General features: G+C 66.4%; 25 protein-coding genes. 14 read left to right on the top strand and 11 right to left on the bottom strand.

The features are described from left to right. Positions 1–299 precede the first annotated feature (299 nt). From ON40_RS49870 to ON40_RS16435, 5 genes are all read right to left on the bottom strand, one after another. Positions 300–437: a DUF397 domain-containing protein gene (locus ON40_RS49870; protein ID WP_083895679.1), complete on the bottom strand. Its 138-nt coding sequence runs from the start codon at positions 435–437 to the stop codon at positions 300–302. Positions 438–551: 114 nt separating this feature from the next. Then, positions 552–758 (bottom strand): DUF397 domain-containing protein, encoded by a 207-nt coding sequence (locus ON40_RS16455; RefSeq protein WP_040823349.1) that lies wholly within the window; start codon positions 756–758, stop codon positions 552–554. Next, positions 755–1651, bottom strand: a complete 897-nt coding sequence (locus ON40_RS16450) for a helix-turn-helix domain-containing protein (protein WP_040824318.1) — start codon at positions 1649–1651, stop codon at positions 755–757. The genes ON40_RS16455 and ON40_RS16450 overlap by 4 nt, the downstream gene beginning before the upstream one ends. Positions 1652–2573: 922 nt before the next feature. Next, complete coding sequence (locus ON40_RS16440) at positions 2574–3440, bottom strand: alpha/beta fold hydrolase (RefSeq protein WP_040823345.1); 867 nt, start codon at positions 3438–3440, stop codon at positions 2574–2576. 99 nt (positions 3441–3539) lie between these two features. Then, positions 3540–4898: an MFS transporter gene (locus ON40_RS16435; protein ID WP_040823342.1), complete on the bottom strand. Its 1359-nt coding sequence runs from the start codon at positions 4896–4898 to the stop codon at positions 3540–3542. A 345-nt stretch (positions 4899–5243) separates the two neighbouring features. Here ON40_RS16435 and ON40_RS16430 point away from each other — a divergent pair, with 345 nt between their 5' ends. Genes ON40_RS16430 through ON40_RS49865 form a run of 4 tightly spaced genes read left to right on the top strand, consistent with a single transcriptional unit; the run spans position 5244 to position 8508 of the window. After that, a complete protein-coding gene (locus tag ON40_RS16430; RefSeq protein WP_040823341.1) occupies positions 5244–5828 on the top strand; it encodes a TetR/AcrR family transcriptional regulator in 585 nt (194 codons plus the stop codon). After that, positions 5825–7006: an NADH:flavin oxidoreductase gene (locus ON40_RS16425; protein ID WP_040823338.1), complete on the top strand. Its 1182-nt coding sequence runs from the start codon at positions 5825–5827 to the stop codon at positions 7004–7006. The genes ON40_RS16430 and ON40_RS16425 overlap by 4 nt, the downstream gene beginning before the upstream one ends. Positions 7007–7051: 45 nt before the next feature. After that, complete coding sequence (locus ON40_RS16420; RefSeq protein WP_040823336.1) at positions 7052–7813, top strand: glucose 1-dehydrogenase; 762 nt, start codon at positions 7052–7054, stop codon at positions 7811–7813. 50 nt (positions 7814–7863) lie between these two features. Then, positions 7864–8508: a GNAT family N-acetyltransferase gene (locus tag ON40_RS49865; protein ID WP_083895678.1), complete on the top strand. Its 645-nt coding sequence runs from the start codon at positions 7864–7866 to the stop codon at positions 8506–8508. Here the strand turns inward: ON40_RS49865 and ON40_RS16410 are convergent. Together ON40_RS16410 and ON40_RS16405 are read right to left on the bottom strand one after the other, a co-directional pair. After that, positions 8429–8791, bottom strand: coding sequence for a DUF1304 domain-containing protein (locus tag ON40_RS16410; protein ID WP_040823333.1), 363 nt, complete (start codon positions 8789–8791; stop codon positions 8429–8431). The two genes, ON40_RS49865 and ON40_RS16410, sit on opposite strands and share 80 nt — an antisense overlap. A gap of 84 nt (positions 8792–8875) precedes the next feature. Continuing rightward, positions 8876–9454, bottom strand: coding sequence for a TetR/AcrR family transcriptional regulator (locus tag ON40_RS16405; RefSeq protein WP_040823330.1), 579 nt, complete (start codon positions 9452–9454; stop codon positions 8876–8878). Positions 9455–9583: 129 nt separating this feature from the next. On the opposite strand from ON40_RS16405, the gene ON40_RS16400 reads away from it, so the two are divergent. After that, positions 9584–10600, top strand: coding sequence for an ornithine cyclodeaminase family protein (locus tag ON40_RS16400; RefSeq protein ID WP_040823329.1), 1017 nt, complete (start codon positions 9584–9586; stop codon positions 10598–10600). A gap of 180 nt (positions 10601–10780) precedes the next feature. Next, the gene (locus tag ON40_RS16395; protein ID WP_040823327.1) at positions 10781–11434 is read left to right on the top strand and encodes a YbdD/YjiX family protein; all 654 of its coding nucleotides are present in this window, start codon (positions 10781–10783) and stop codon (positions 11432–11434) included. Positions 11435–11446: 12 nt separating this feature from the next. On the opposite strand, the gene ON40_RS16390 is transcribed toward ON40_RS16395, so the two are convergent. Next, on the bottom strand, positions 11447–12667 hold the full coding sequence (locus ON40_RS16390; RefSeq protein ID WP_040823326.1) for an ROK family transcriptional regulator: 1221 nt from the start codon (positions 12665–12667) through the stop codon (positions 11447–11449). Positions 12668–12803: 136 nt separating this feature from the next. After that, the gene (gene xylB / locus ON40_RS16385) at positions 12804–14300 is read right to left on the bottom strand and encodes a xylulokinase (RefSeq protein WP_040824316.1); all 1497 of its coding nucleotides are present in this window, start codon (positions 14298–14300) and stop codon (positions 12804–12806) included. 119 nt (positions 14301–14419) lie between these two features. Between xylB and xylA the strand changes: the two genes are divergently transcribed. From xylA to ON40_RS16345, 8 genes are all read left to right on the top strand, one after another. Beyond that, positions 14420–15586, top strand: coding sequence for a xylose isomerase (xylA, locus tag ON40_RS16380; protein WP_040823325.1), 1167 nt, complete (start codon positions 14420–14422; stop codon positions 15584–15586). Positions 15587–16038: 452 nt separating this feature from the next. Beyond that, positions 16039–17493: a sensor histidine kinase gene (locus ON40_RS16375; RefSeq protein WP_245567829.1), complete on the top strand. Its 1455-nt coding sequence runs from the start codon at positions 16039–16041 to the stop codon at positions 17491–17493. Further along, positions 17490–17900: a roadblock/LC7 domain-containing protein gene (locus tag ON40_RS16370; protein ID WP_040823323.1), complete on the top strand. Its 411-nt coding sequence runs from the start codon at positions 17490–17492 to the stop codon at positions 17898–17900. Before ON40_RS16375 ends, ON40_RS16370 begins: the two co-directional genes overlap by 4 nt. A 10-nt stretch (positions 17901–17910) precedes the next feature. Then, positions 17911–18282: a DUF742 domain-containing protein gene (locus ON40_RS16365; RefSeq protein WP_040823322.1), complete on the top strand. Its 372-nt coding sequence runs from the start codon at positions 17911–17913 to the stop codon at positions 18280–18282. Continuing rightward, on the top strand, positions 18263–18880 hold the full coding sequence (locus ON40_RS16360; protein WP_040823320.1) for a GTP-binding protein: 618 nt from the start codon (positions 18263–18265) through the stop codon (positions 18878–18880). Before ON40_RS16365 ends, ON40_RS16360 begins: the two co-directional genes overlap by 20 nt. Beyond that, entirely contained in the window at positions 18877–20160 is a 1284-nt protein-coding gene (locus ON40_RS16355; RefSeq protein WP_040823318.1) for a cytochrome P450 family protein, read from the top strand. The genes ON40_RS16360 and ON40_RS16355 overlap by 4 nt, the downstream gene beginning before the upstream one ends. Next, positions 20157–21383 (top strand): cytochrome P450 family protein, encoded by a 1227-nt coding sequence (locus ON40_RS16350; protein WP_040823316.1) that lies wholly within the window; start codon positions 20157–20159, stop codon positions 21381–21383. Before ON40_RS16355 ends, ON40_RS16350 begins: the two co-directional genes overlap by 4 nt. Positions 21384–21458: 75 nt before the next feature. Continuing rightward, positions 21459–23054 (top strand): AMP-binding protein, encoded by a 1596-nt coding sequence (locus tag ON40_RS16345; protein ID WP_083895676.1) that lies wholly within the window; start codon positions 21459–21461, stop codon positions 23052–23054. 62 nt (positions 23055–23116) lie between these two features. Here ON40_RS16345 and ON40_RS16340 read toward each other — a convergent pair whose 3' ends face one another. Both ON40_RS16340 and ON40_RS16335 read right to left on the bottom strand, forming a co-directional pair. Then, positions 23117–24301 (bottom strand): acyl-CoA dehydrogenase family protein, encoded by a 1185-nt coding sequence (locus ON40_RS16340; protein WP_040823315.1) that lies wholly within the window; start codon positions 24299–24301, stop codon positions 23117–23119. Between the two features lie 141 nt (positions 24302–24442). Further along, a complete protein-coding gene (locus ON40_RS16335) occupies positions 24443–25294 on the bottom strand; it encodes an LLM class F420-dependent oxidoreductase (protein ID WP_040823313.1) in 852 nt (283 codons plus the stop codon). Positions 25295–25574 lie beyond the last annotated feature (280 nt).

The following is a 25574-nucleotide window of genomic DNA, read 5'->3' as shown; positions in this document are numbered from 1 at the left end:
TTTGGTCGGATCGAGCTCGGGCTAGCGCCATAGCTATCGGATAGCAGTTGGACTGGTTTCAATCTGACTGACCGCGTCGGCAATTCAACTGGGGTTGTGATTTCGGCCGATCCGAGGATCGGCGATTACCACCATAGAACAAGCGAACGCGTGTGGTCGACAGATGTCCCATATACGGATGGCGTGTTCCGGTCACCGCTGAGCATTCGGTTTCATGGGGCTCGTAATGGCACTACTCGTATTTCTACGAACCGTTTTCGACGAGATGTCTGTTTCGGGACGTTGGAACATATCGCCGTTCAGTCCGGTGGTGACGGCGTCCAATTCTTGGAATCACGCAGGCCGACTGCGCCTTTCCCGTAGAACGCAACTTCGACGCAGTCCTTGCCGCGCTCGCTGTAGTTGCTCTTGAACCATGGTGCGTCGCTGAGGTTCATCGTGCCCCCTTGGCTGGAACCTGTTGGTGTGCCTGAAGATACGACCCTGATGTAGATATGGCAACGGCCCGGTTCCGAGATGTCGGAATCGGGCCGTTGCGGTCTATTCGCTGCTCAGGACTGGTCGAACTGGCCGCCCTTGATGCCTGCGGTGAAGCCGTCCCACTCGCTCGGGGTGAAGACCAGTGCGGGGCCTGTCGGGTTCTTGGAGTCGCGCACACCCACCAGACCACCATCGAGGAAGGCCGCCTCAACGCAGTCCTTGCCGCCGCCACTGCGGCTGGACTTGAACCATTTGGCGCTCGACAAGTCGACGTTCACGCTCGAAACTCCTTCGCTACCTGCCTCAACAGGCGTTTGCTGGATGCAACGTCAAGCGACGATTGCTGGATGACGCTGTACGCCTGACGATACCTTCCCACATCCTTGGCGCGCTCCAAGTACATGTCACCAGCGTAGGACTCGATGTAGACCACGGTGGGTGACACGTCACGCCCCTTTGCGTCCTGGCCGAAGTCCAGAATGGTGAATGGGCCGGTAGGGAGACCAGCGGGAAACCCCACCTCGAACGGTAAGACCCTCACGGTCACGTTGATCGGCATATTCGCCAGGTGCAGAAGTTCATCGCGCATTACATCGGGTCCGCCGACGACGGTGCGCAAAGCGCCTTCCTGGATTATCAGTTCGATTGTGACCGGATTGGTCTTGCGAGTAATCAATGCTTGCCGTTTGGTCTTCAGTTCGATCCGGCGAGCCAACTCCTCCTCTGTGATGGATGGGAAGTAGACACGGTCGACACCGTGGGCGTATCCAGCTGTTTGGAACAGTCCACTTGGCATGTCGGGCCGAAAGATCTGAATGTGTTTGGCGCTGGATTCCATCCCTACGTAGAGATCGAAATTACCGCTGATGATGTCGTCATACGCCTGCCACCAACTCTTCCCGGCGCTCTGTTTCGCCAGGCCGATGAGTCCAGCGACCACCTCGGCATCCTCGATGTCGTAAATCCTGCACAGCGCTTCGACATCGACAACTCGCACGTTGGGGGACTTGCCCGCTTCGATACGTGACAGTTTGGACGCGGACCATTGCATCAGTGGTGCAACCTCTTCGAGTTTCAGACCGGCTCCCAACCGGTTCTCTTTGAGGTATTGGCCCAGCTGCCGTCGCGGCAATGTGGTCGAGTTGTCATCGCTGCTGTCGTTCGTCGTCACGGTCCCTCCGTTTGCATGGTGAGCGATGGCGGTTTGCACGGTGCTGAGAATCGGGTGGAACGCTGCGAACCGCTCTGGGGTTTCGGAAAATTTGCGATGCATTTGCATGGTGCGCTTGAGATCTCGGTTTGTCCAATGGTCTCCTGGAGACACCCAGGCGACAGGGAAAATGGATCGAGAAGCCACTCAACCGAATTGGCCCTCGGGTGCGGCTCGGTCCAGAGCGTACCCGAGCATGCGACGTTCGGTTCGCAGGTCGGTGAGCGAAGTGTTTCCCCGTCCGGGAACCCAAATCGACACCATGAAAAGTGAAGGGGCGGAGCCATGTTGAAATCGCGGCCGAACCGTGCATTGCCTCGGCGATCATCCGGTGCCCACCGGGCATTGCCGGTGAACTGTTCGAATGTGCGTGTTCTGATGGAGGTTGACGATCCGACGCCGGATCTGATCCGTCGTGTCCGGGATGCGTTGTGCGCGTGGGCATCCACCGAGACGGCGGCGGGGTGATGAGGCGTGGCCGAGATGCTTCCGCCGACGGATCATTCGCCACTGGCGGTGATGTCGACAGAGCTCGCGCATTGGATCATGCAGTGGCACATCGACTGTCCGGTGACCATCTGTGCGGTCAAGCGGCAGGCGAAGGCGCGGCTCGTACATGCCCATCGGCTCGTGCCTGCGGATCAACCCCACTTCGGGATGTGAGGGGAGAACGATGAGCCAGGCGGACGATCTGTGGTGCGACTGGTGTGGATGTCGCAATCGGGTGATCGAGCGATACGACGGACGTGTGTTCTGCGGTTCGGAGTGTATCCGGCAGTATCGGTTGCGGTCCGGCGATTCGGACAGCTTCGATCTTCCCGGATGTGATTGAGCGCCCGAGGGATTCGCGTGGGGGCCGGAAACGACCGGCCCCCAGCGAGATTCAGTCCCAGTCCGGTCGCGTGAGGAAGGCGAGGACCGCGCTTTCCCACGCCGCTTTCTGCTCGATCATCACCCAGTGCCCGCAGTTCGGGAAGATGTGGATTTCGCCGCGGGGGAGGGTGCGCAGGGGGAGTAGGGCCATGTCGACGGGGCTTACTCGGTCGTCGCGGCCCCAGGTGATGAGGGTGGGGGCGGTGATCTTGTGGAGCATGGCCCAGTACGGGGGCTGGTCGGAGGCGGCGGCTGCTGCGGCGGTGGCGGTCATGGCCTTGCGGCTGTACATGCGGCGGGCCGATTCCAATGTCTTCGGCTCGGTGGCCAGGGCCCAGCGTTCCTCGATCATCTCCTCGGTGACGATGGTGCGGTCGTAGACCATCGAGTGCAGCCAGCTGATCAGGGATTCGCGGGTGGGGTTGTCGGTGAAGTCCATCAGCAGGTTGATGCCTTCGCCGGGGCCGGGGCTCAGGATGTTGCGGCCGACGCCGCCGATGGTGACGATGCGGCGGAACAGATTCGGTTGTGTGATAGCGAGATTCGCGGCGACGATGCCGCCCATCGAGTTGCCGATCACGTCGACCTGTTCCAGGCCCAGCCCGGCCAGGAAACGCACCACCGCCGCGGGCGCGGCCATCATCGGGTGCTGATCGGTCGGATCGCTCACCCCGAATCCCGGGAATTCCAGTACCAGACAACGGAAATGCTCGGCGAAGACCGCGAGGTTGCCACGGTAGTTGCGCCACCCGGTGACACCGGGCCCGGAACCGTGCAGCATCAGCAGCGGCGGGCCGTCACCGGCCTCGTGATACCGCAACACTCCTTCGTCGGTGTGCAACTCCCGCAACGTGTTCTCGTATGTCAAGTCGGCCATCGCGGAGGGTCCGCCCTTTCTCACCGGTCGAGTGCGATCTCTGCGGACGTTAGGGCATGGACGGTGCGCTGGGGTAGTCGCGGTACCGCTTACCGAGACTCACCCGACCGCGATATTTCCCTCGATCCGGGCAGAGGCGTCCGACAGATCGGCATGGCGCGTCTCGGGACCGAGCAGCGCGCCGCCGGTAATCAGCACGCCGCCGAGCACGAGCAGTACGGCCGGGGTGAAATCGCGCGGTATCAGGTGTCCCAGCCAATTCTGGTAGTAGGCGTAGAACGAGGTGACCAGAAGCGGTGTGCTGTAACCGAGTCCGAAACCGGTGCCACGTGCGGCGACCGGGAAACGCTCGCACAGATACGACGGTGTCACCGCGAAGACACTTCCACCGGTCATCCGGATGACCAGCGCGACCACCACGAGTGTGAAGAATCCGCTCGACCAGCCGAGAGCCAGTAGCGCGAAGCTGCCCGCGCAGATCACGGCGACAGCCACACCGTTCCAGGCGATGAAACGTCGTCTGCCGATCCGTTCGCTGAGCTGTCCCAGGAACGGAAAGAACAGCGCGTGGATCCCCTGCGCGATGACCAGGACGCCGGTGACCTGCGTCGCGGTGAGGTGACTGTCCTCGTGCAGCGCGGTGGGCAGAATTCCCGAGGCCATACTCGACGCGAACCACACCCCGGTCATCAGCACGAATATCTGCAGGAAGTCGCGACGCTGCGACCCCAGCACGATCTCGCGAATCGGATTCTTCGCTTTCCGGGTCGACTTCCAGGCCGCCGACTCGTCCACGGACCGTGCGTAGTAGACGAGGAAGATGATCGACAGCACCGCGCCGAACCCGAACGGAATTCGCCAGCCCCACACCGTATATGCCGCATGCGGACCACCCTCGTGGGCGAATTGCAGCACCACCAGGGTCGCCACCGCGATCACGCAGTTGGCCAGTGCCGAGCCGCCGCCGATGAAACCGCCGTACCAACCGCGCCGACCCTTCGGTGATGCCTCCATGGCCAGCGGCGTCGATCCGGTGTACCCGCCACCCATGAACACCCCGTCCACGAATCGCAGCACGATCAGCAGGGCCGTGCTGGCGATGCCGATATCGGCGTAACCGGGCAGAACCGCGATGAGCGCGGTCGTCACCGTGCATCCGGCCACCGCCCAGAGCGTCACCCGCCGCCGGCCGACCGTATCGGCGAAGTAGCCGAAGATCATCGAGCCCACCGGCCGTCCGAGCAGGGTCGCGACGAAGACCAGTGCCGAGGTGACCGCCTTCGTGTTCGGCGGCATGTCGGCGGGGATGAAGTAGATCATCGCGGGCACGAGCGTCACCGTCGGCAGGTACACGTCGTACATATCGACGAAGAACCCGAACGCCGCACCGAATACCGCGTTGCGGGTCCGCCGGGATTCGAGCGCGTCCGGCGTCGGATCGCCCTGGATAGTCGACATCTTCGTCTCCTTGACCTACCCACGGGCACAACGGATCCCGCAGCCACCGGTCTGGCGTTCGAGCACTTCGCCGTGGCGCGAACGTCCCGGGCTGTCCGGGGCGACATCCCACGTGATCTACTCGATTATTGTCTAACAATCTGGTCTTCGAAGTTAACATTCATTGGTCGCAGCCACAAGACTTTCGACGGTAGTCGGCCCAATGGGTCGTGGGTGGGGTCGGCTAGCCGCGCCGCTCTCTCGAAGTTTGTCTAACAATCACGCGTTGGGTGTTAGATGATGTCCTCAGGCGGGCTGGTCAATCAGTGATTGAATCACCGTTTGAAATGTGTTTGACTCGGTGACATGGCTGAGCAGGTCGAGAACTCGGCGGGTACTCGTGAGCGGCTGCTCACCGCCGCGGAACAGCTGCTGCTGACCGGGCGGTACGACGAGGTGTCCGTGCGTGGTATCTGCGCGGCGGCGGGCGCGAATTCCGCTGCGGTGCATTACCATTTCGGCTCCAAGGAGGCGCTCGTCGCGGCGCTGATCGAGGATCGGCTCGGTGCGCTGTGGGATGCCCGGCTCACCGAGCTGGCCGCGCGGCGAGCCGGGGTGGCCGAGGTCGTGGACGCGGTGATCGAGCCGTTCGTGGAGCTGGCCGCCGATCCGGTCGGGCGGTTGCACCTGCGGTTGATGGCGCAATTCGTGCTCGGCCGCCGCCCGATGGGATTCAGTCGGCCGTGGTTCCTGCTCGACACCTGGGACGGGCTGCTGCCCGGACTGGGCGAACGCGAGAGCCGCCGCCGCTGGATGCTCGCCTTCGACCTGATCATCATGCGATTCGGCAATCTCGAATCACAGGGCTCCGACCTGTCCACGGATGCGGTGGCGACACTGCGCGACTTCGTGGTGGCCGGATTGACCGCTCCCACAGGAGAAGAACGATGAACGACATCTTCACACCCGCGCAACTCGGTCCGATCACGTTGCGCAACAGGGTGATCAAGGCCGCGACCTTCGAGGGCCGCACGCCGGACGCCCTGGTGACCGACGAGCTGATCGACTTCCACCGTGAAATCGCTTCCGGCGGTGTCGGTATGACGACCGTCGCCTACTGCGCCGTCGCTCCGGGCGGTCGCACCGACCGGCATCAGATCTGGATGCGCCCGGAGGCGCTGCCCGGACTGCGCAGGCTCACCGATGCGGTGCATGCCGAGGGCGCGGCGGCCAGCGCTCAGCTCGGTCACGCCGGACCGGTCGCGAACGCCGCGTCCAACCGAGTGCCCGCCCTGGCGCCCAGCCGGATGTTCAGCCCGCTGGGTATGCGGATGATGAAGGTGCCCGACGAGTCGGAGATCGCCGAACTCGTTGCGGCACATGCCGATGCGGCCCGCTATGCCGAGCAGGCCGGATTCGACGCGGTGGAGATCCACTTCGGGCACAACTATCTGGCGAGTTCGTTCCTGAGTCCGCTGCTGAACCGGCGCAAAGATCGGTACGGCGGATCCGACGAGAACCGCGCCCGGCTGGCGCGCGAGATCGCCCGTGCGGTCCGCGACGCGGTGGGCGGGCGGCTGGCGGTGACGGCCAAATTGAATATGGAGGACGGCGTGCGCGGCGGTTTCGGCCTGGCCGCGTCACTCCAGGTCGCCGCCTGGCTGGAACAGGACGGCTGCCTGGACGCGCTGGAGCTGACGGCCGGAAGTTCGCTGCTCAATCCGATGCTGCTGTTCCACGGCGATGCGCCGCGCGCCGCGTTCGCGAAGACGCTGCCGGTGCCGACGCGATGGGGTTTTCGCGTGGTGGGCAAGAAGTTCCTGCGCGAATACCCGTATCGCGACGCCTACCTGCTGGATCTGGCCCGGCAGTTCCGCCGCGAGCTGTCGCTGCCGCTGATTCTGTTGGGCGGCATCACGAATCTGGAGACGATGCAGCTCGCGCGGGCCGAGGGCTTCGACTTCGTGGCCATGGGCCGCGCACTGCTGCGGGAACCGGATCTGTTGCGCCGCATCCAATCCGATCCCGCGACCCGATCGGCGTGCATCCACTGCAACGAATGCATGCCCACCATCTACACCACCACCCGCTGCGTACTGCGGCTGGAGCAGCCCGCATCCGCGGACTGACCCGACGAGACTTCACCCGACCGACCGAACGAGGAGTTTGCAACTGTGGCAGGACGATTGACCGGACGTATCGCGCTGATCACCGGCGCGGCCGGGGGGATGGGCGCATCGCATGCGCGCGCCTTCGTCGCCGAGGGCGCGGCAGTGGTGCTGGGCGATATCGCCGACGATGCCGGTGAGCGGCTGGCGGCCGAACTCGGCGAGCGAACCGTCTTCGTGCATCTCGACGTGACTCGCGCCGATGACTGGGCGGCGGCGGTCGAGACCGCGGTCGAGCGGTTCGGCGGCCTCAACGTCCTGGTCAACAATGCCGGTCTGCTGGACGGCGGCCCGCTGGGCGTCTACACCGAAAAGCAATGGGAGCGTGTACTTTCGGTGAATCTGACCGGACCGTTCCTCGGTCTGAGCGCGGCCCGGGACACGCTGGTGGACTCGCGTCCGGCGTCGGTGATCAATATTTCCTCCGCCGCGGGGATGCAGGGCGTCGCGGGGATGCACGCGTACACCGCATCCAAGTTCGGCGTGCGCGGGCTCACCAAATCCGCTGCGCTGGAACTGGCTCCGCACGGCGTGCGGGTCAACTCGGTGCATCCGGGCGGCATCATGACGCCGATGATCGGGGCTCCGGTTGCCGAGCCGGGTGCCGCCCCGGCCGTGGATCGATCGGCCAATCCGCTCGCGCGCCTGGGTCTTCCCGAAGAGGTGACGAGTCTGGTGGTCTTCCTCGCCTCGGAGGAGTCCAGCTACTGCAACGGTTCGGAATTCGTCGCCGACGGCGGTATGACCGCCGGGTCGAACTTCGGCTGATCACCCGGGGTCGCGACGGCACGGACCGGCGGGCCTGCGATGATCGGCGCATGACGATCCGAGTACGCCGATCGGGACCGGACGATCGCGCCGCGATACTGCGCCTGATGGCAGCCGCGCGTGGCGACGGGCTGTCGCCGGACGAGCGGGCCGAGCGCGGCTTCGTGCAGGGCACGATGGACGAGGCGGTGCTCGCCCGGTTCGAGGCCGGGACGGGCGTATTTCTTGCGGAGGAGGGCGATCGGCTCGCGGGGTTCGCGATGACCTCCGGAGCCGTCGATCCGCCCGACGGCCCGCCGCGTCGCACCCTCGAGGCTGCGCGGGCGGCGGTGGGTGACCAGCGGATTTTCCTCTACGGCCCGGCTGCGGTCGACCCGTCCTTCCAGGGACGTGGAGTGCTGAGCCTGCTGTTGCGGGAACTCGGTGCGCAGTTGCGTGACCGGTTCGATCTGGGCGTTGCCTTCGTCGAGGACGCGAATCGGAAATCGCTTGCCGTGCACCGCCATTACGGAATGACCGAGGTGCCCGGATTCAGCGTCGGCGAGCGGCGGTATCACGTCTTCACCTTCGAGCCCGCGCAGTTCGCGCTGCCGGAGGCCAAACGAAGCTTCGGTCTCAGCCCGCCAGCAGCACCGCGATCAGGGATATCGCGCCGGGCAGCGCCTGAACCAGAAGGATGCGCCGCCCGGCGGTGAAGCCGCCGTAGAGTCCCGCGACCACGACGCAGGCGGTGAAGAAGATCGCCGCGTCATGGCCGACCGGGTCGCCGGCGATCAGACTCCAGATCAGGCCCGCGGCCAGAAAGCCGTTGTAGAGGCCCTGATTCGCGGCCAGCACCTTGGTCTGCTCGGCGAATTCGGCGGTGCTGCCGAACGAGGCCCGCACGCGCGGGGTGGTCCACAGGAACATCTCCGTGATCATGATGTAGATGTGCAGGACCGCGAGGAGTCCGACCAGGATATCGGCCACGATGCGCATGCGGGGATGCCTTTCTCACAGAGTTCACCCGTCTCGGATGACAGCATGCCGGGTCGGTGAATGCGGTGCGGGAAGGCTCGCCGTTCAGTCGCGGACCGCGCCGGGTTCACGGGCGGGCAGGCCGCGCAGCAGAGCGTCGAGGAACAGTTCGAAGCGGGGGGCGCGCTCGCCCAGATCGAGCGGATTCTCCTGGGCCGCAAGCCAGCTCACCACTGAGGTGATGAAGATGTACCAGCTCTGCTCGGCCAGTTCGGGAGCCAGGCCTGCCTCGGTGAAGGCGGTGATCACCGCGGCGCGGATCCGGCCGAAGGATTCGGTCGTGTGCCGGTGCGGCCGGGCGATGCGGGTCGCGTAACCGGGGACCGCCAGGAACTGGTCGTGCATGGCCCAGGCGACCCGGGCGAGCCAGGGGCGCCACTGTTCGCCCCGCGGACCCTCCGACGGCAGGATGCGATCGATCAGCACCTCGCTGACCAGGTCGAACAGCTGATCTCGATTCTTCACCCAGCGATACAGCGCGCCGTGGGTGACTTCGAGGCGGCTCGCGAGTTCGCGCATCGTCAGGGTGTCCAGGTTCCCGGCGGACAGGGCAGCGTCGACGATCTGCTCGCAGCTGATCTGCGCGGGACGGCCCGGAGGGCGGGTTGTCGCGGAATCGGCCATGTCAGGACCTTACGAGACGGGTGGAGGGGTGCGTCACGCGCACATTAGTGACCAATGGTCACTAATGATGATAGGCTCGAAATCGTCCCGCCGGGACGCGGGGGATCGAGTCGTTCAGCGAGGTGAACCATGGAATCGGTCGCGATGCCCGAAGGTGCGACGCTGCTGTTGAGTGATGAGCAGGTGCGCCGGGCCTGCGATATGAAGACGCTCGTGGATACGGTGCAGGAGGTGCTGCGGGAGGCTGCTGGACCCGAGGTGGATCTGCCGCCGCGCGCCGATCTGGGGATCGAGGGGACGTTCTTCCGGGTACTGCCTGCCATCCACGGACCGGCCGGGGTGCTGGGGCTGAAGATGTTCCATGGCTCGTTCGAGCGCGGTGTGCGATATCTGTTGCTGCTCTGCGATATCGAGACCGGACAGACCCTCGGCGTACTCGACGCCGCTTATTTGACCGCCGCCCGGACCGGGGCCGTATCCGGGGTGGCGACCAGGCATCTGGCCCGCGCCGATGCGGATGTCGTCGGCGTGATCGGGTCCGGACTGGAGGCCGAGACGAATCTTGCGGCGGTGGCGTCGGTGCGAAAGATTCGGCGGGCCAGGGTGTTCAGTCCTCGCTCGGCTCGTCGAGAGGCGTTCGCGGCGCGGATGAGTGCCGAGCTGGATATCGATGTCGTGCCTGTCGGTGCTCCATCGGAGGCTGTGGCGGGAGCGGATATTGTCGTGGTCGCGACGAATACCGGACCGGGTGGGGCGGTTGCGTTGCGTGCGGAGTGGCTCGAACAGGGGCAGCATGTGATCTCGATCGGATCGACTCTTCCTGCGATCCGGGAGCTCGATGCCGAGGTGTTCCGGCGAGCAGGAAAGGTCGTATTCGACGTTCCCGCAAGCACTGTCGCCGCATCGTCGGGTGATGTTTCGGACTGGAGCGCAGATGATCCGAACCGCGTGACGACCGTACCGACGCTGACCGAGTTGCTGCGTGGCGAGACACCGGGACGCTCCGGATCCGACGACATCACGGTCTTCAAATCCATCGGGTCCGCGGTACAGGATCTCGCCGCCGCTGTCGCGGTGTGCCGAACCGCTCGCACCGCCGGTCTCGGCACCGTGGTCTCCGGACTGGCATCGCTGAAAACCTTTTGAATGCAGGTGGTCTCGGAACCGCGGCCGTTCGATGACGCCTCTGATGCGACAACTGCACTCGGACAGTGAGTGTGACAACCGGGCTCAGCGTTGCCTGCCGGTGTCACCGCGCTCCGATATGCTCGGCGAGATCGAGCGGTGTCGAGACGAACGCGTCGGGCCAGGGAAAGGAACGCCGTCATGTTCGAACGCGCAATACAGAAGTCTGTCGAATTGCTCTTGCGCGGCGGGACCGGGGTGCAGGCGCCGTTGGCGGCGAAATATGTCGACCGGATGCGGCGGCGGCATCCGGACCGTTCGCCCGAGGACATCGAGAAGCGGCTGGAGTCGAGGTATCTGATCGTCGTCACCGCCAGCGGCACCATCGCGGGCCTGTCGGCCGTGGTCCCCGGGGTGGGCACGCTGATCGGATTGGCGGCCAGCGGAATCGAATCCGTCTTCTTCCTGGAAGCCTCCGCGCTGTACGCCGCGTCGGTGGGTGCCCTGCACGGTATGGAATCGATGTCGCCGAACCAGCAGCGCGCCTTGGTCGTCGGTGTCGTGCTCGGTGAGAGCGGCACGGAGATCCTGGGCAAGAACGCGAGTCAGTCGGCCAGGGATTGGGCCGATATCGTCGCCGACAAGATCCCGGTCGTGCGCAATGTCGACAATGCCATGGCGAAGAAGTTCATCGTCCAATTCATCCTCAGACGCGGAGTGCTCTTGTTCGGCAAGGCGCTGCCGATCGGAATCGGTGCGGCGGTCGGAGCCGCGGGCAATCTGGCTTTCGGCAGAACCGTGGTCGCCAATGCGCACCGCACATTCGGCCCGGCCCTGTCGACGCAGCCGGAATGACCTGTGCCGGTACTAACCGAGGGCGGCCGGATTTCGCAGGATCTCCCGGATCGTGTGCAGGGCCGCGCCGAGGATCGGGCCACGTCGGCCCAGCGGTGAGGCGGTGACCGTCTGCACGTCGAAAGGTCTTACGGTGAGCCGGGTTTCGAGCTGTCGGCGAATGCGCGGCAGCAGCCAGGCGCCGAGTTCGGCGTAGGCGCCACCGAGAATCACCGCGGCGGGGTCGAACAGGCCGATCGCACCGGCCAGCGCGATGCCCAGTGCGTCGCCGGCGCGTTCGATCGCGTCCAGCGCGCCCGGATGTCCGGCGCGGGCGTGTTCGGTCAGGACGGTGACCGGGTCGGTGGCGGTCGGTTCTGGCAGACCGGCCGCATGCAGGACCGCCTCCTGATTCGCGTACAGCTCGAGGCAGCCGCGGCTGCCGCAGGTGCAGTGCGGTCCGTCCGGATGGACCGGCATATGGCCGAGTTCTCCGGCGAAACCACGTGATCCGCTGTAGAGCCGTCCGTCGATGACCAGGGCCGCGCCGATTCCGGCCTCGGCCGAGACGTGCAGGAAATTGGCGGGTGCGTGCGCGGTCCACAGTTCGGCGAGGGCTCCGAGATTGGCCTCGTTCTCCAGTTGCGGGGTGTCGGGGCCGGGCCAGAGCGTCGCGATCGGCACGTCGTGCCAGCCGAGATTCGGTGCGTGCGTGAGCATTGCGGGTCCCGGGCCGGACAGGCCGGGCGCCGACAGCATCGGAGACAGCGGGCGCAGTCCCGACGATTCGGCCTCGGTCCGCGCCTCGGTGGCCAGATCCGCCAGTGCGGCAAGGACGTCGGCGGGATCGCGGTGTGCGTTGGCGCGTTCGACGCGTCGCCACACTCGCACCTCACCACGCAGATCGACGACGCATGCGCCGAGGTGGCCGACTCCGATCTCCAGGCCGAATCCGGCGGGGCCGCTGTCGTTGAGCGTCAGTGTGCGCCCGGGACGTCCCGCGCGTCCCGAGGAGGCCGTGGGGCCCTCGCGGACGAGTTCGGCGGCGATCAGCTCGTCGACCAGGCTCGAGACCGCCGCGCGGGTCAGTCCCGTGCGGGCTGCTACGTCCGCCCGGGAGAGATCGGTGTGCGTGGCGACGATCCGCAATACCAGTGCGAGGTTGTGCCTGCGCATGCCGAGCTGTGAGGCAGCCGGGCCGGGAGTAGAGGTATCGGCGAAATGTGCAGTGCCGCTGTGCCGTACGGCATTCATTCCGTGCATGTTCGGTCGTGTGCCGCTCACGAGGCGTCCGCGATCGGGCGGGGCCGCGGGGCTACCGCCTGCGGTCGCGGGGATGTGTTGCCGAAGGTCGGGCGTGGCGTGTGCGTCCGCGAGTGCGGGTGGCCGATCATTCGGCGCTCACCGGAGTGGATGGGTGTGGTGCGGGGGTGTCGAGTAGCGGGGTGGCGGCTGCGAGGGTTTCGGCGAGCTTTTCGCAGGCCGCGACGTCTCGCGGAATCGGTTCCAGCAGTGGGCCTTCGGCGGTGCCCCAGCGGCGCGCGACCGCGTAGGGATCCTCACCGGTCAACAATGCTGCGGCTTGCGCGGCCGCGCCGAGGGCGACCAGTTCCCCTGCGGGCGGGATGCGAACCGCGCGGCCGGACAGGCGCAGGACCGTCTGCTGCCAGGCCGTTCCGCGTGCGCCGCCGCCGATCAGGAGCAGCGGGGCGTCCTGGTCCGGCGATGTTCTGGGCGTGGCATCCTGGTTCGCCGGTGTAGCGGGACCGGATGCGACGCCGGGTGTCAGAACCGATTCGAGTGCCGCGAGCAGGGAATACACCGCGCCGTCATAGGCGGCCTGCAATACCTGACCGGGAGTCGTGTCGTGGCGCAGACCGTGGATCAATCCGCTCGCGGAGGGCAGGCGGGGAGTGCGCTCGCCGTCGAGATACGGCAGGACGACCGCGCTGCCGCCCGGTTCCACCTGCTCCCGGTCCAGGCTCAGCAGCGTCGCGATGCGGTCGATTGCCTGGGTGCAGTTCAGTGTGCACGCCAGCGGCAGCCAGTCGCCTCCGGCGTCGGCGAATCCGGCGACCACGCCGGTGGGATCGCACGGGCGGACGAGGGTGCGGGCGTACACGGTGCCGGAAGTGCCCAGGCTCAGTACCGGTGTGCCCGGCTCCAACCCGAGGCCCAGTGCTGCGGCCATATTGTCGCCGGTGCCCACCCCGACCGGGATTCCTTGCGGTACAGGACCATTCGTGCGTGACAGGCCCACCGCGCGGTCCGGCGGCGCGAGGGCGGGAAGCGTCGCGGAATCCAGCCCGATCGCCGCGAGTACCTCGTCGTCGTATCCCGAGGGTGACCACCAGGCCGTGCCGGAGACATCACCCCGATCGGTCGCCCCGACGCCGGTGAGACGCTCGGTGAGGTAGTCGTGCGGAAGACGCACGGCCGCAACATTTTCGGCATTGCGCGGTTCGTTCTCGCGGAGCCAGGCCCACTTGGCGGCCGTGAACGAGGCGTTGGGCACCGAGCCCGTGCGTTCGGCCCACCACTGCGCGCCGAATCGTTCGACGAGCGCCGCGGCCTGGGGTGCGGAACGCACGTCGTTCCACAGTAATGCGGGACGAACCGGCTCGCCCGAAGCATCCAAGGTCACCAGACCGTGCTGCTGACCGCCGATCGACATCGCCTCGGCCCGTGCGGCATACCCGGTCTCCTCGACGGCCGCGCACAGCGCCGACCACCACTGCCGCGGATCGCTCTCGCGCGCCTCGCCCCTACTGACCGTATGCGGTGCGCGCCCCTGGCCGAGTACCTCGCCCGAGTCCATATCGACCGCCAGCGCCTTGGTCGCCTGCGTCGAGCTGTCGACGCCGATGACGACGCGTTGAACAGCCATGATCACGCTCCTGCCGTGCTCGTGCGGACGGTCTTCCCATCCCGGTCACCGCCCACTATATTTGTTTTTCGACTTTACAAATAGGGATTCCCGATCCCGCGCAGAGTTCGGAGCCGCCCATGAGCAGGTTCACTCCCACCCCCGCCGACCGCTTCACCTTCGGCCTGTGGACCGTCGGCTGGCAGGGTCGCGACCCGTTCGGCGATGCGACGCGCCCGGCCCTGGATCCGGTGGAATCGATCGAGCGCCTGGCCGAGCTGGGTGCGTACGGCATCACCTTCCACGACAACGATGTGATCCCGTTCGACGCCTCGGAATCCGAACGCGCGCAGATCATTACGCGCTTCCGTGCGGCGCTGGACAAGTTCGGCCTGGCCGTGCCGATGGCCACCACCAATCTGTTCACCCACCCGGTGTTCAAGGACGGCGCGTTCACCGCCAACGATCGCGATGTGCGGCGATATGCCCTGCGCAAGACCCTGCGCAATATCGATCTGGCCGTCGAGCTGGGTGCGTCCACCTACGTCGCCTGGGGTGGTCGGGACGGGGCCGAATCCGGCGGGGCCAAGGACGTTCGACTGGCGCTGGATCGGCTGAAGGAGGCGTTCGACCTGCTCGCCACCCATGTTCGCGAACAGGGCTACGACCTCCGCTTCGCCATCGAGCCCAAGCCGAACGAGCCGCGCGGGGACATCCTGCTGCCGACCATCGGCCACGCGCTGGCCTTCATCGACGAGCTGGAATTCCCGGAACTGTTCGGCCTGAATCCCGAAGTGGGACATGAGCAGATGGCCGGATTGAATTTCCCGCACGGCATCGCCCAGGCGCTGTGGCACGGCAAACTCTTCCATATCGACCTCAACGGCCAGACCGGCCCGAAATACGATCAGGACCTGCGTTTCGGCGCGGGGGATGTGCGTCAGGCATTCTGGCTGGTGGACCTGCTCGAGCGCAGCGACTATCAGGGTCCGCGCCATTTCGATTTCAAGCCCGCGCGCACCGAGGATTTCGCCGGGGTATGGGCCGCGGCGGCCGGATGTATGCGGAACTATCTCATCCTGGCCGACCGCGCCAAGGCATTCCGCGCCGATCCGGAGGTGCAAGAGGCCCTGCGGGATTCGCGCGTGAACGAGCTGGCGGTGCCCACCGCGGCGGACGGTCTGGCGGGGCTGCTGGCGGACCGCGCCAGCTTCGAGGAGTTCGATCCGGAGGCCGCGGGACGGCGGGGAATGGCCTTCGAGCGGCTCGATCAGCTGGCCCTGGAGCATCTGCTCGGTGCTCGCTGACCGGGTGCGCGGCGACCGGATGCCGGTGTGATGCGCGGGTAACTTGCGTGCGTGTGCGGCTCCCCGGAGGGGTTGCACACGCACGTCCGCGAGGCGGGTGGCCGACCGGCGAGCTGCGCTGTGCCACACCGTGATCGGCGTGTGATTGCGGCGTTATCGGCGTGAATCGGGCATATCGAACGAGAGGTGAAGATGTTCGGATGTCCTAGGTTTTCTGCGTGAATCCTTGGGGTACTTATGGTTCAAACTTCAAGACGAATCTTTCATCCGGCGGGCAATGCCGGATCGTAACTCGACCGAGTCGGATCTCGTCGGGTGGCGGCGTGCTGCCCGTCGGGTTATGCTGCTGCGCGTAATGAATCAGGGTCTCTAACAGGGGATTCGGGTGTATACGGGGTGTACGCCCGGGCTGTTTCGTTTAATGGTCGGTTACGAAACGGAAAGTGCAGAAGTTGGCCGTATCAGTAAATCCGCAGAGCGGTCAGGCTGCCGGTTCCGGCAATCGAGATCTGCGTGCGGCCGGGGGTGCGTTCGGCGCGTGCGCGGTCGTCGCGGCGGTCGCGGTGCTGGGAGCGGTGTTCGTCACGCCCGTCGACGAGCGTGTATCGATGGCGATCGGTTGTAGTGCGGCTGCTGTGGTGGTGTGCGCGATCGCAGCTACCGGGGTGTATTACGCGGCGCAGGCGCGCCGGTACCGGGCGCTGGCCGAGGAGGCCGAGCGGACTCTCGAAGCGGTGCACCGGGAGGCCACCGCGCGGGTCGGCGCTGTGCGCGAGGAACTTTCGGCGCAGCTGGTCGCGGTGGGTGAGGATGCCGCCCTGCGGATCGAGGCCGCCGAGCGGGCCGTGGTGGACCGGGCCGCACAGGTGCGGCACAGCGACCGCCGCCGCGCCTCGGCACTGGCCGCCTTCGCGGGCGCGGCCGGGCGGATGCAGGCCATGACCACCAGCATGCTGGCCGAACTGCGCGAGATGGAACACCGTCACGGCGAACCGAAGGTGCTCGCCGACCTGCTGCAACTGGATCACCGCACCGCGCAGGCCGGTCGCCTCGCGGACAGCATCGCGGTGCTCAGTGGTGCGCGCACCGGACGACGGTGGGCCAAACCCATTGCGATGGAGTCGATTCTGCGCGGCTCGATGGGCCGGATCGCCGGATATCAGCGAATCCGATTGCGCGTCATCGCCGATATCGGCGTCGCCGGGCACGCGGCCGAGGGCGTGATGCACGCGCTGGCCGAACTGCTGGACAACGCCTGCAACTTCTCCCCGCCGACGACCGAGGTGCACGTCTACGCCGCCGAAGTGCCTGCGGGCATGGTGGTCACGATCGAGGACAGCGGTCTGGTGATGAGCGAGTCCGCGCTGCGTCGCGCCGAGGAGGCGGTGGCCGGCGCCGGACCGGGGGAGCGCTCGGATCTGTCCTCGCTCACCGGAACTCGGCTCGGTCTCGCGGTGGTCGGCCACCTGGCTCGCAAGCACGGTCTGCGGGTGTCCTATCGGCCCTCGGCGATCGGTGGCACCGCGGTGGTCGTGGTGGTGCCGCGCGATCTGATCGTCCGGGTGGATCGCGGTGCACCCGCGGCGGTCTCGATCGCCTCCTCCCGCGCCGAATTCCAGCAGCTACCCGCCGCGCGGTCGGATACCGCCGCGCATGCGCTCGCGCCGGCCGCGGTGTCGGCCGAGACCGCCACGGCCCCAACCGCATCGCCGCTGCCGAAACGACGCAAGGGCAGCACCATGGCCGCCGTACATCCCGAGGGGCCGGGCGAGCCCGCCGAGCCGCCGAGCGTGCCGGTCTCCCGGCCGCTGAAACCCTCTGCGCTGGGGGCATTCCAGCGCGCGATCAGCGGGCGCGACACCGCGGTCACCACCACCCCGTCCCCGACCGTGGAGAACGAACCATGACGACATCCGCGCCGTCCCAGCTGGGCTGGCTGCTCGAACAGCTGCTGTCTCGCACCCCGCAGGCACGTCATGCGCTGCTGCTGTCCAGCGACGGGCTCAAGATGTGCCATACGCCGGAGCTGTCCATCGACAAGGCCGATCAACTGGCCGCCATCGCCGCGGGTATCCAGAGTCTGTCGCACGGTGCGTCGGTCGAATTCGGTGACGCCAAAGGCGGTGTGCGCCAATCGATGACCGAATTCCACGGCGGAATCCTGTTCATCGTGCAGTCGGGGCTGGGCACGCATCTCGCGGTGGTCGCGAACGAGGAGGCCGACGCGGGTCTGGTCGGGCACAACATGGCCGAACTGGTCGAACAACTCGGCCACCATCTGGTGGCCCAACCGCGCAACGGGGGGACAGCGTGAGGTATCCGCGATGAGCAGGTCTGTCCGGGACGAGGGGCCCGATCGGCTCTATACGCTCACCGGCGGCCGCAGCAAACCCGATTCCGACGCGTTCGACCTGGTCACCCTCGTGGTCAGCGAATGCGCCCCCACCCCGGGCATGCAATCCGAACACGTCGCGATCCTGGACATGTGCCGGGCTCCGACCGCGGTGGTGGAGATCGCCGCCGAACTGCGTCTGCCGGTCGGCATCGTCACGATCCTGCTGTCGGATCTGCTGCACGCCGGTCGGATCACCGTGCGGCATCCGTATTCCGGCTCCACCGACCGCGATGCGGGGTGGACCGGGGTAGCCGATGCCTCCACCCTCGAGAAGGTGCTTGTTGGACTCCGCAAACTTTGATCAGCCCGCCCGTTCCGACGCGCCGCTGCAGGACACCGCGCAGCACGGGCTGAAGATCGTCATCGTGGGTGGTTTCGGGGTCGGCAAGACCACCATGGTGCGGTCGGTCAGCGAGATCCGGCCGCTGGACACCGAGGCGACGATGACCGATACCGCAGCGGGCGTGGATGATTCGTCCGCCGTGCCCGGAAAGTCGACCACCACGGTGGCTTTCGACTTCGGCCGCATCACCATCGATGCCGAACATGTGCTGTACCTGTTCGGCGCACCCGGTCAGGAGCGGTTCTGGTTCCTGTGGGACCGGCTGTTCACCGGTGCGCTCGGCGCGATCGTGCTCGTGGACCCCAACCGGATCGCCGACTGCTGGTACGCGATCGACCGGCTCGAATATCAGCGCACGCCGTTCGTGGTGGCGTGCAACGACTTCGGCGCCCGATTCACCGATCCCGAGGAGGTGCGCGCCGCACTGGACCTGGATCCGCACGTGCCGCTGGTGCAATGCGACGCCCGCTCCCGAGATTCGGGCAAGCAGGTCCTGATCACCCTCGTCGAGCATCTCTACGCAGGTGCCGTCCCGACCCCGGAGTCCGCGCCATGACAACGCCCGAAGCCGGATACGACCACATCGGCGGCTGCCCGGTGCACCCGGAGTCCGCGGTGGTGCCCCTGAGCGGGCCGCGGTTCCACACCGACCCGCATCGGCTCTACGAGGAGATGCGCAGTGCGCACGGGCCGGTGGTGGCGGTCGAGTTGGCGGGCGGGATTCCGGCGTGGCTGGTCATCGGCTACCGGGAACTGCATCAGGTGACCAGTGATCCGGATCTGTTCCCGCGCAACGTCGCACTGTGGAATCAGTGGCCGAACATCCCGCCGGACTGGCCGTTGTTGCCGATGGTCGGGCAGCCGATTCCCTCGATCTACTTCACCGCGGGCGCGGAGCACCGTCGGCACGTGGCGATGGTGGAACCGGCGCTGGAATCCATCGACCCGTTCGAATTGCGCAGTACCTGTGAGGATCTCGCCGATCGGATGGTCGACGTCTTCTGCGGGCGCGGCGAGGCCGAGCTGGTCTCCGAATTCGCCGAGCCGCTGCCGGTGCTGGCGTTGGCGCGGCTGATGGGCTTCTCCGACGAGGAGGCTCCCGAACTCGCGTGGGCGATGAAGACCCTCGCCGACGGCGGCGTTCAGGCACAGGCGGCCTATCAGCGGTTCACCGAACTCGCGCACGGCCGGGTGCATCGGGAACGAGAACGTCCGGGCCACAACATGATCACCGCGATGCTCGAATTCCCGGAGCCGTTCACCGACGAGGAGTACGGCTACGACGTGCAGGCGGTGCTGGCCGCGGGACATCTGACCACGGCGGACTGGCTGATCAACTCGCTGGGCCTGATGCTGACCGACGAGCGTTTCGCCGTCGCGTTCGGTGGCGGGCGGCGCAGCGTGGACCAGGCCATGAACGAGGCGCTCTGGGAGGACGCACCCAATCAGATCCTCGCGGGGCGTTGGGCTTCACGCGATACCCGGTTGGCGGACAAGGTGATTCGCTCCGGAGACATGCTGCTGCTGGGTTTGGGCGCGGCCAACGCGGATCCGCACGTGCGCGCGCATCTGGGTGAGGGCGCGGATCTCGTGCACGCGGGCAACAGTGCGCATTTCGCGTTCAGTCATGGTGAATACCGCTGTCCGTTCCCGGCGCAGCAGATCGCCGAGATCATCGCGCGGACCGGTATCGAGGTGCTGCTGGATCGGCTGCCCGATATCGATCTGGCGGTTCCGGCGCACAACCTGGTGCGCAGGCCCTCGCCGTTCCTTCGTGGAATGTCCTCGCTCCCAGTCAATTTCACACCGGTTCGTGCAGTCGGAGGTATTTCGTGAGCAAACAATGCCCGCTCGTCATCGACCCGATGATCGGCGATCTGGCCGGAGAGACCACGCGATTACGCGACGAGGGTCCGCTGACTCGCATCGAACTGCTGGGCGTCCCGGCCTGGACGGTGACCGATCATCAGATCGCCCGGCAGCTGCTGGTCGATCCGCGGCTGGTCAAGGACATCGGATCCTGGTCGCTGTGGAACTCCGGCACGGTCACCCGGGAGTGGCCGCTGATCGGCATGATCGACGCGGGCCGATCGATGTTCACCGTCGACGGACCCGAACATCGCCGGCTGCGGATCAAGACCACCCAGGCGCTCACGCCGCGGCGGCTCGAGGCGTTGCGGCCCATGATCGAACGATTCACCATCGAACTTCTGGATGATCTCGCCGCGGCGGGGAGTGGCGGCGAGATCGTGGATCTGAAGGCGGTTTTCGCCTATCCGCTGCCGATGCGCGTGATCAGCGAACTGATGGGCGTGGATCGCGCGGATCATCCGATGCTGCTCGAGCGGTGGAAGGCGTTCTTCTCGCTGCTGACCCCGCAGCAGGAGCGACTGCGGATCATCGAGGAGATGGTCGGGTACTTCACCGCCATGGTGCGCGAGCGCGTCGCGCACCCCACCGACGATCTGACCAGTGCGTTCATCCAGGCCGACGAGGGTGGTGAGCCGCTGACCGAGGAGGAGATCGAGGGCAATCTGCGCGCCCTGATCGCCGCCGGGCACGAGACCACGGTCAGCCTGATCATCTCCGCCGTGCGCGCGCTGCTGACCCATCCCGATCAGCTGAAGCAGGTGCGCAGCGGCGAGATCGAGTGGAAGCAGGTGATCGAGGAGACCCTGCGCTGGGATGGTCCGGTGATCCACCTGCTCATGCGGTTCGCGACCGAGGACATCGCCGTGGACGACACCGTGATCGAGAAGGGGGAGGGCGTGGTCATGTCGTATCGTGCGATCGGCCGCGACCTGGCGGTGCACGGTGCGGACGCCGACGATTTCGACATCACCCGCCCGACCGCGCACCGCAACATCTCCTTCGGCTACGGCCCGCACATCTGCCCGGGTGCGGCCCTGGCCCGGCTCGAGGCCGCGATCGCCCTGCCCGCGCTGTTCGAGCGTTTCCCGGATCTGGACCTGGCCGTTCCGGTCGAGGAACTGCACAATCTGCCGGTTCTCACGCAGAACGACGTGGCCGGACTTCCGGTGCGGCTGGCTGCTGTCTGAGCGGTTCCGCTAGGCAATTTCTATAACGTGTTCTAACTTGGAGGTGTCCGGTACCCAGCGAAAGGCGCATGACCGATGGCACCTGTCATCCCGCAGCACGACGAGCTCGACTACCTGCACCGTGAACCGCTGCCGGTCGACATCCTGATCCGGTCCCTGGATCGCTATGCCGATCGGACGGCGATGTACGTCGGGGACGCCGAGCTCACCTACCGGCAGGTCCGCGATCAGATCAGCCGTTTCACCCAGGCGTATGCGGCCCTGGGCATCGCAGCCGGTTCGGCGATCGCGATTCTGTCCGCGAACCGGCCCGAGGTGCTGATCGCGCAGGGCGCCAACGCGTTGTCCGGCATCCGGTCGATGGCGTTGCATCCGATGGGGTCGCTGGAAGATCACGCCTACGTGCTCGAGGATGCGGGCATCGACACCCTGGTCTACGACCCGAGCGCCTTCGAGGAGCGGGCCGCCCAGCTCGCCCCGCGGGTTCCGGGCCTGAAAAATCTGCTCGCCTTCGGGCCCACCGAGGCGGGCACCGATCTGCTGGCCGAGTCCGAGAAGTTCGAGCCGCAGAAACTCGTCGGCCCCACCACGAGCCTGGACGATGTGTTCAGCCTCGCGTACACCGGAGGCACCACCGGCAAGCCCAAGGGCGTGCAGATCAGCAACCGCGGCACCGCGACCATGCTGCGCATCCAGATGACCGAATGGGAATGGCCCCGCGAGACCAGGTTCCTGGTCTGCACGCCGCTGAGCCACGCGGGCGGCGCGTTCTGGAATCCGACGAGTATGCGCGGCGGTTCGATCGTGGTGCTGCCCGGATTCAATCCGGAGAAGCTGTGCAAGGCGATCGAGAAGTACAAGATCACCGCGACGATGCTCGTGCCGACGATGCTCTACGCCCTGTTGGACTACCCGGACCTGGACAAGTACGATCTGTCGAGCCTGGAGACCGTCTTCTACGGCGCCTCGGCCATCTCCCCGGCGCGGCTGGCCGAGGCCGTCGAACGGTTCGGCCCGATCTTCTTCCAGTTCTACGGTCAGGCCGAATGCCCGATGGCGATTTCGGCGCTGCGCAAGGCCGATCACGATCTGAGCCGCCCCGAGCGCCTGTCCAGCTGCGGGCGTCCGGTGCCGTGGCTGCACGTGGCGCTGCTGGACGACGAGGGCAACGAGGTGCCCGACGGCGAGCCCGGTGAGATCTGCGTGCGCGGTCCGCTGATCATGCAGGGCTACCTGAACAAGCCCGAACAGACCGCCGAGGCAACCAAATTCGGCTGGCTGCACACCGGTGACGTGGCTCGCAAGGACGACGAGGGCTACCTGTATATCGTCGATCGCAAGAAGGACATGATCGTCTCGGGCGGATTCAACGTCTTCCCGCGTGAGGTCGAGGACGTGCTGTCCGCGCATCCCGCGGTGGCCGCCGCGGCGGTGATCGGTGTGCCGGACGAGAAGTGGGGCGAGTCGGTCACCGCGATCGTGGTGCTGCGACCCGGTAAAACGGTGGCGGTCGAGGAGTTGCAGGCGCTGGTCAAGGAGCACAAGGGTGCGGTGTACTCGCCCAAGACGGTCGAGTTCGCGGACAGTATTCCGTTGAGCCCGTTGGGTAAGCCGGACAAGAAGGCGTTGCGGGCGCGCTACTGGGAGGGCACCGGACGTCAGGTCAACTGACCGTCGCTGACCGGAACGACTGTGCGCCCGTCCGATTCGGACGGGCGCACAGTCGTCGGATCTCAGATCATCGCTCGCAGTGGGCCTTCGGGCTCGACGCCCATGGAGGTCAGGGCGACCGAGTGGTACAGCGATCCGGGAGTGTGGATGGCGTGCTGCAGGCCGACGTGGGCGTCGCGCCAGAAGCGTTGCAGCGGAGTGCGTTTGCGGGCGGCGTTACCGCCGGAGCGGGCGAAGATCTCGTCCACCGCGTCGACCGCGCGCCAGGCGCTGCGAACCTGGTTGCGGCGCACCAGCGAACGGTCCTCGAAACTGATCGGTTTGCCCGCGTCGGCCAGATCGTAGAGTCGGCTCACACCATCGATGAGCTGGGTGCGCGAGGCGGCGATCTCCGCGGCCGCCTCCGAAATCGTCGACAGCACATAGGGATCGTCCTTGACCCGGGTGCCCATCGCATTGACCCGCTCGCGCTGATAGTCCAGATGCGCGGCCAGGGCGCCCTCGCAGATGCCGATCACCGCGGAGGTGATGCCGAGCGGGAACATCGCCCAGAACGGGAGTTTGTAGAGGGTTTCGGTGCGCCCGGCGCGTTCGGCGGCGAGTTCGCCCTCGGCGACCTCGGTGGAGTCGATCGTGCGGTAGGCGGGCACGTAGGCACCGTCCACGACGACGTCCTTGCTGCCGGTGCCGCACAGGCCGATCACGTCCCACGAGTCGTCGATGATCGTGTAGTCCTTGCGCGGGATCACCACGTGGATCACCTGCGCAGGCGCGGTCGGTGCGCCGTCCGCGGTGCACACCAGCGCGCCCAGCACGACCCAGTCGCAGTGGTCGGTGCCCGAGGAGAAGTTCCAGTGGCCCTTGACGATATAGCCGTCGTCGGTGATGGTCGCGGTGCCCTGAGGCGCGTATGGGGAGGCCATCCAGGTGTCCGGATTCTCGCCCCACAGCTCGTTCTGCAGGCGGCGGTCCAGTAGCGCCATCTCCCACGGATGTACGCCGCCGACCCCGCACACCCAGCCGGTGGAGCCGCACCGCTTCGCCACGGCCATCACGGCCTCGGCGAAATCGCGGGGATGCGCGGCATATCCACCGAATTCGGCGGGTTGCAGCAGGCGCATCACGCCGGCCTGGCGGACCAGCGCGACGCTCTCGTCGGACAGCTTGCCCCCGCGCTCGGTCGCATCGGCGGCCGCGGCGAATTTCCCGGCCACCTCCTCGACTCGGCGAACCACCTCGTGCGACATCCACGGACCTCCGAAACTGCTGTCGTTGATGTCCCCACTCCGTAGTGAGGACCTCTTCGACGGTAGGCCGGAATCGCGGTGGTCACGATGGTCGTGCCCGCTCATCGGACATGCGCCGGCGCGGGGGCCGGCTCGTTCGGGCTAGGACTTCAGCAGTCCGGAATCGCGGATCGCCTCGGCGAGCGGTTCGAGCACCGCCGGATCGTGCGGGGTGGGGATGTAGATGATCGCCAGCTCCAGGCCCTTTTCCTCGAATGCGGCGATCTGCTCCAGGAATTGCGGGTAGCTCTGACCGGGCTCCAGCCGCTGATGGGCGGACAGGGTGATCTCGGCCGGATCGCGGCCGATATCGGCGCAGTGCGCGGCGAGCACCTCGCGCTTGTGGGCGAACTCCTCGGGTGTTCCGCCGACGAAGTTCCAGTGCTGGGCGTACCGGGCGGTAATGCGCAGGGTGCGCTTCTCGCCGTTACCGCCGATGCAGATCGGCGGGTGCGGCTGCTGCGGGCCCTTGGGCTCGTTGCGCGCGCCCTTCAACTGGTAGAACTTGCCGTCGAAATCCGTTGTCTCCTGGCTCAACAGGCCGATCAGAACCTGGCATGCCTCCTCGAAGCGGTCGAGTCGCTCACGGACGGTGCCCAATTCGATGCCGTACGCGCCGGACTCCTCCTCGTTCCAGCCCGCGCCGATGCCGAGTTCGAGCCGCCCGTCGGAGATGATGTCCAGTGCCGCAGCCATATTCGCCAGTACCGCGGGGTGCCGGTAGTGGATTCCGGTCACCAGCGTGCCCAGTCGCAGACGCGTGGTGGCCTGGGCCAGAGCGGTGAGAGTCGTCCAGCCCTCGAGGCAGGGGCCGGTCGAATCGGAGAAGATCGGATAGAAGTGGTCGAAGGTCCAGCCGGACTCGTAGACGTCGATCTGGTCCGCGGCCCGCCAGACCGCCAGCATGTCGGCCCAGGTGGTGTTCTGCGGTGAGGTTTTGAAGGCGAATCGCATGGGTGCAACGCTACGATCTGGAGTGTGCTCGAAGTCAAGCGGCCAGCGGAAATGCGTCCGATCGGCCGTGCGGACGCAGCATGAGCGGGTCAGGGCCGGAGGCGGCAGCGGAGCGTCACCACGTAGGCCCCCCGCTCATGCCAGATGGACGCAGCATGAGCGGGTCAGGGCCGGAGGCGGCAGCGGAGCGTCACCACGCAGGCCCCCGCTCATGCCCGATGGGCACAGCATGAGCGAGTCACGTGCACAGCCGAGCGGAAGCGAGGTGAAGCCATGAGTG

The sequence above is a fragment of the Nocardia jiangxiensis NBRC 101359 genome, assembly GCF_000308615.1.
In the GTDB taxonomy this organism is placed as follows: domain Bacteria; phylum Actinomycetota; class Actinomycetes; order Mycobacteriales; family Mycobacteriaceae; genus Nocardia; species Nocardia jiangxiensis.
This window is presented reverse-complemented; position numbering and strand designations above follow the sequence as displayed.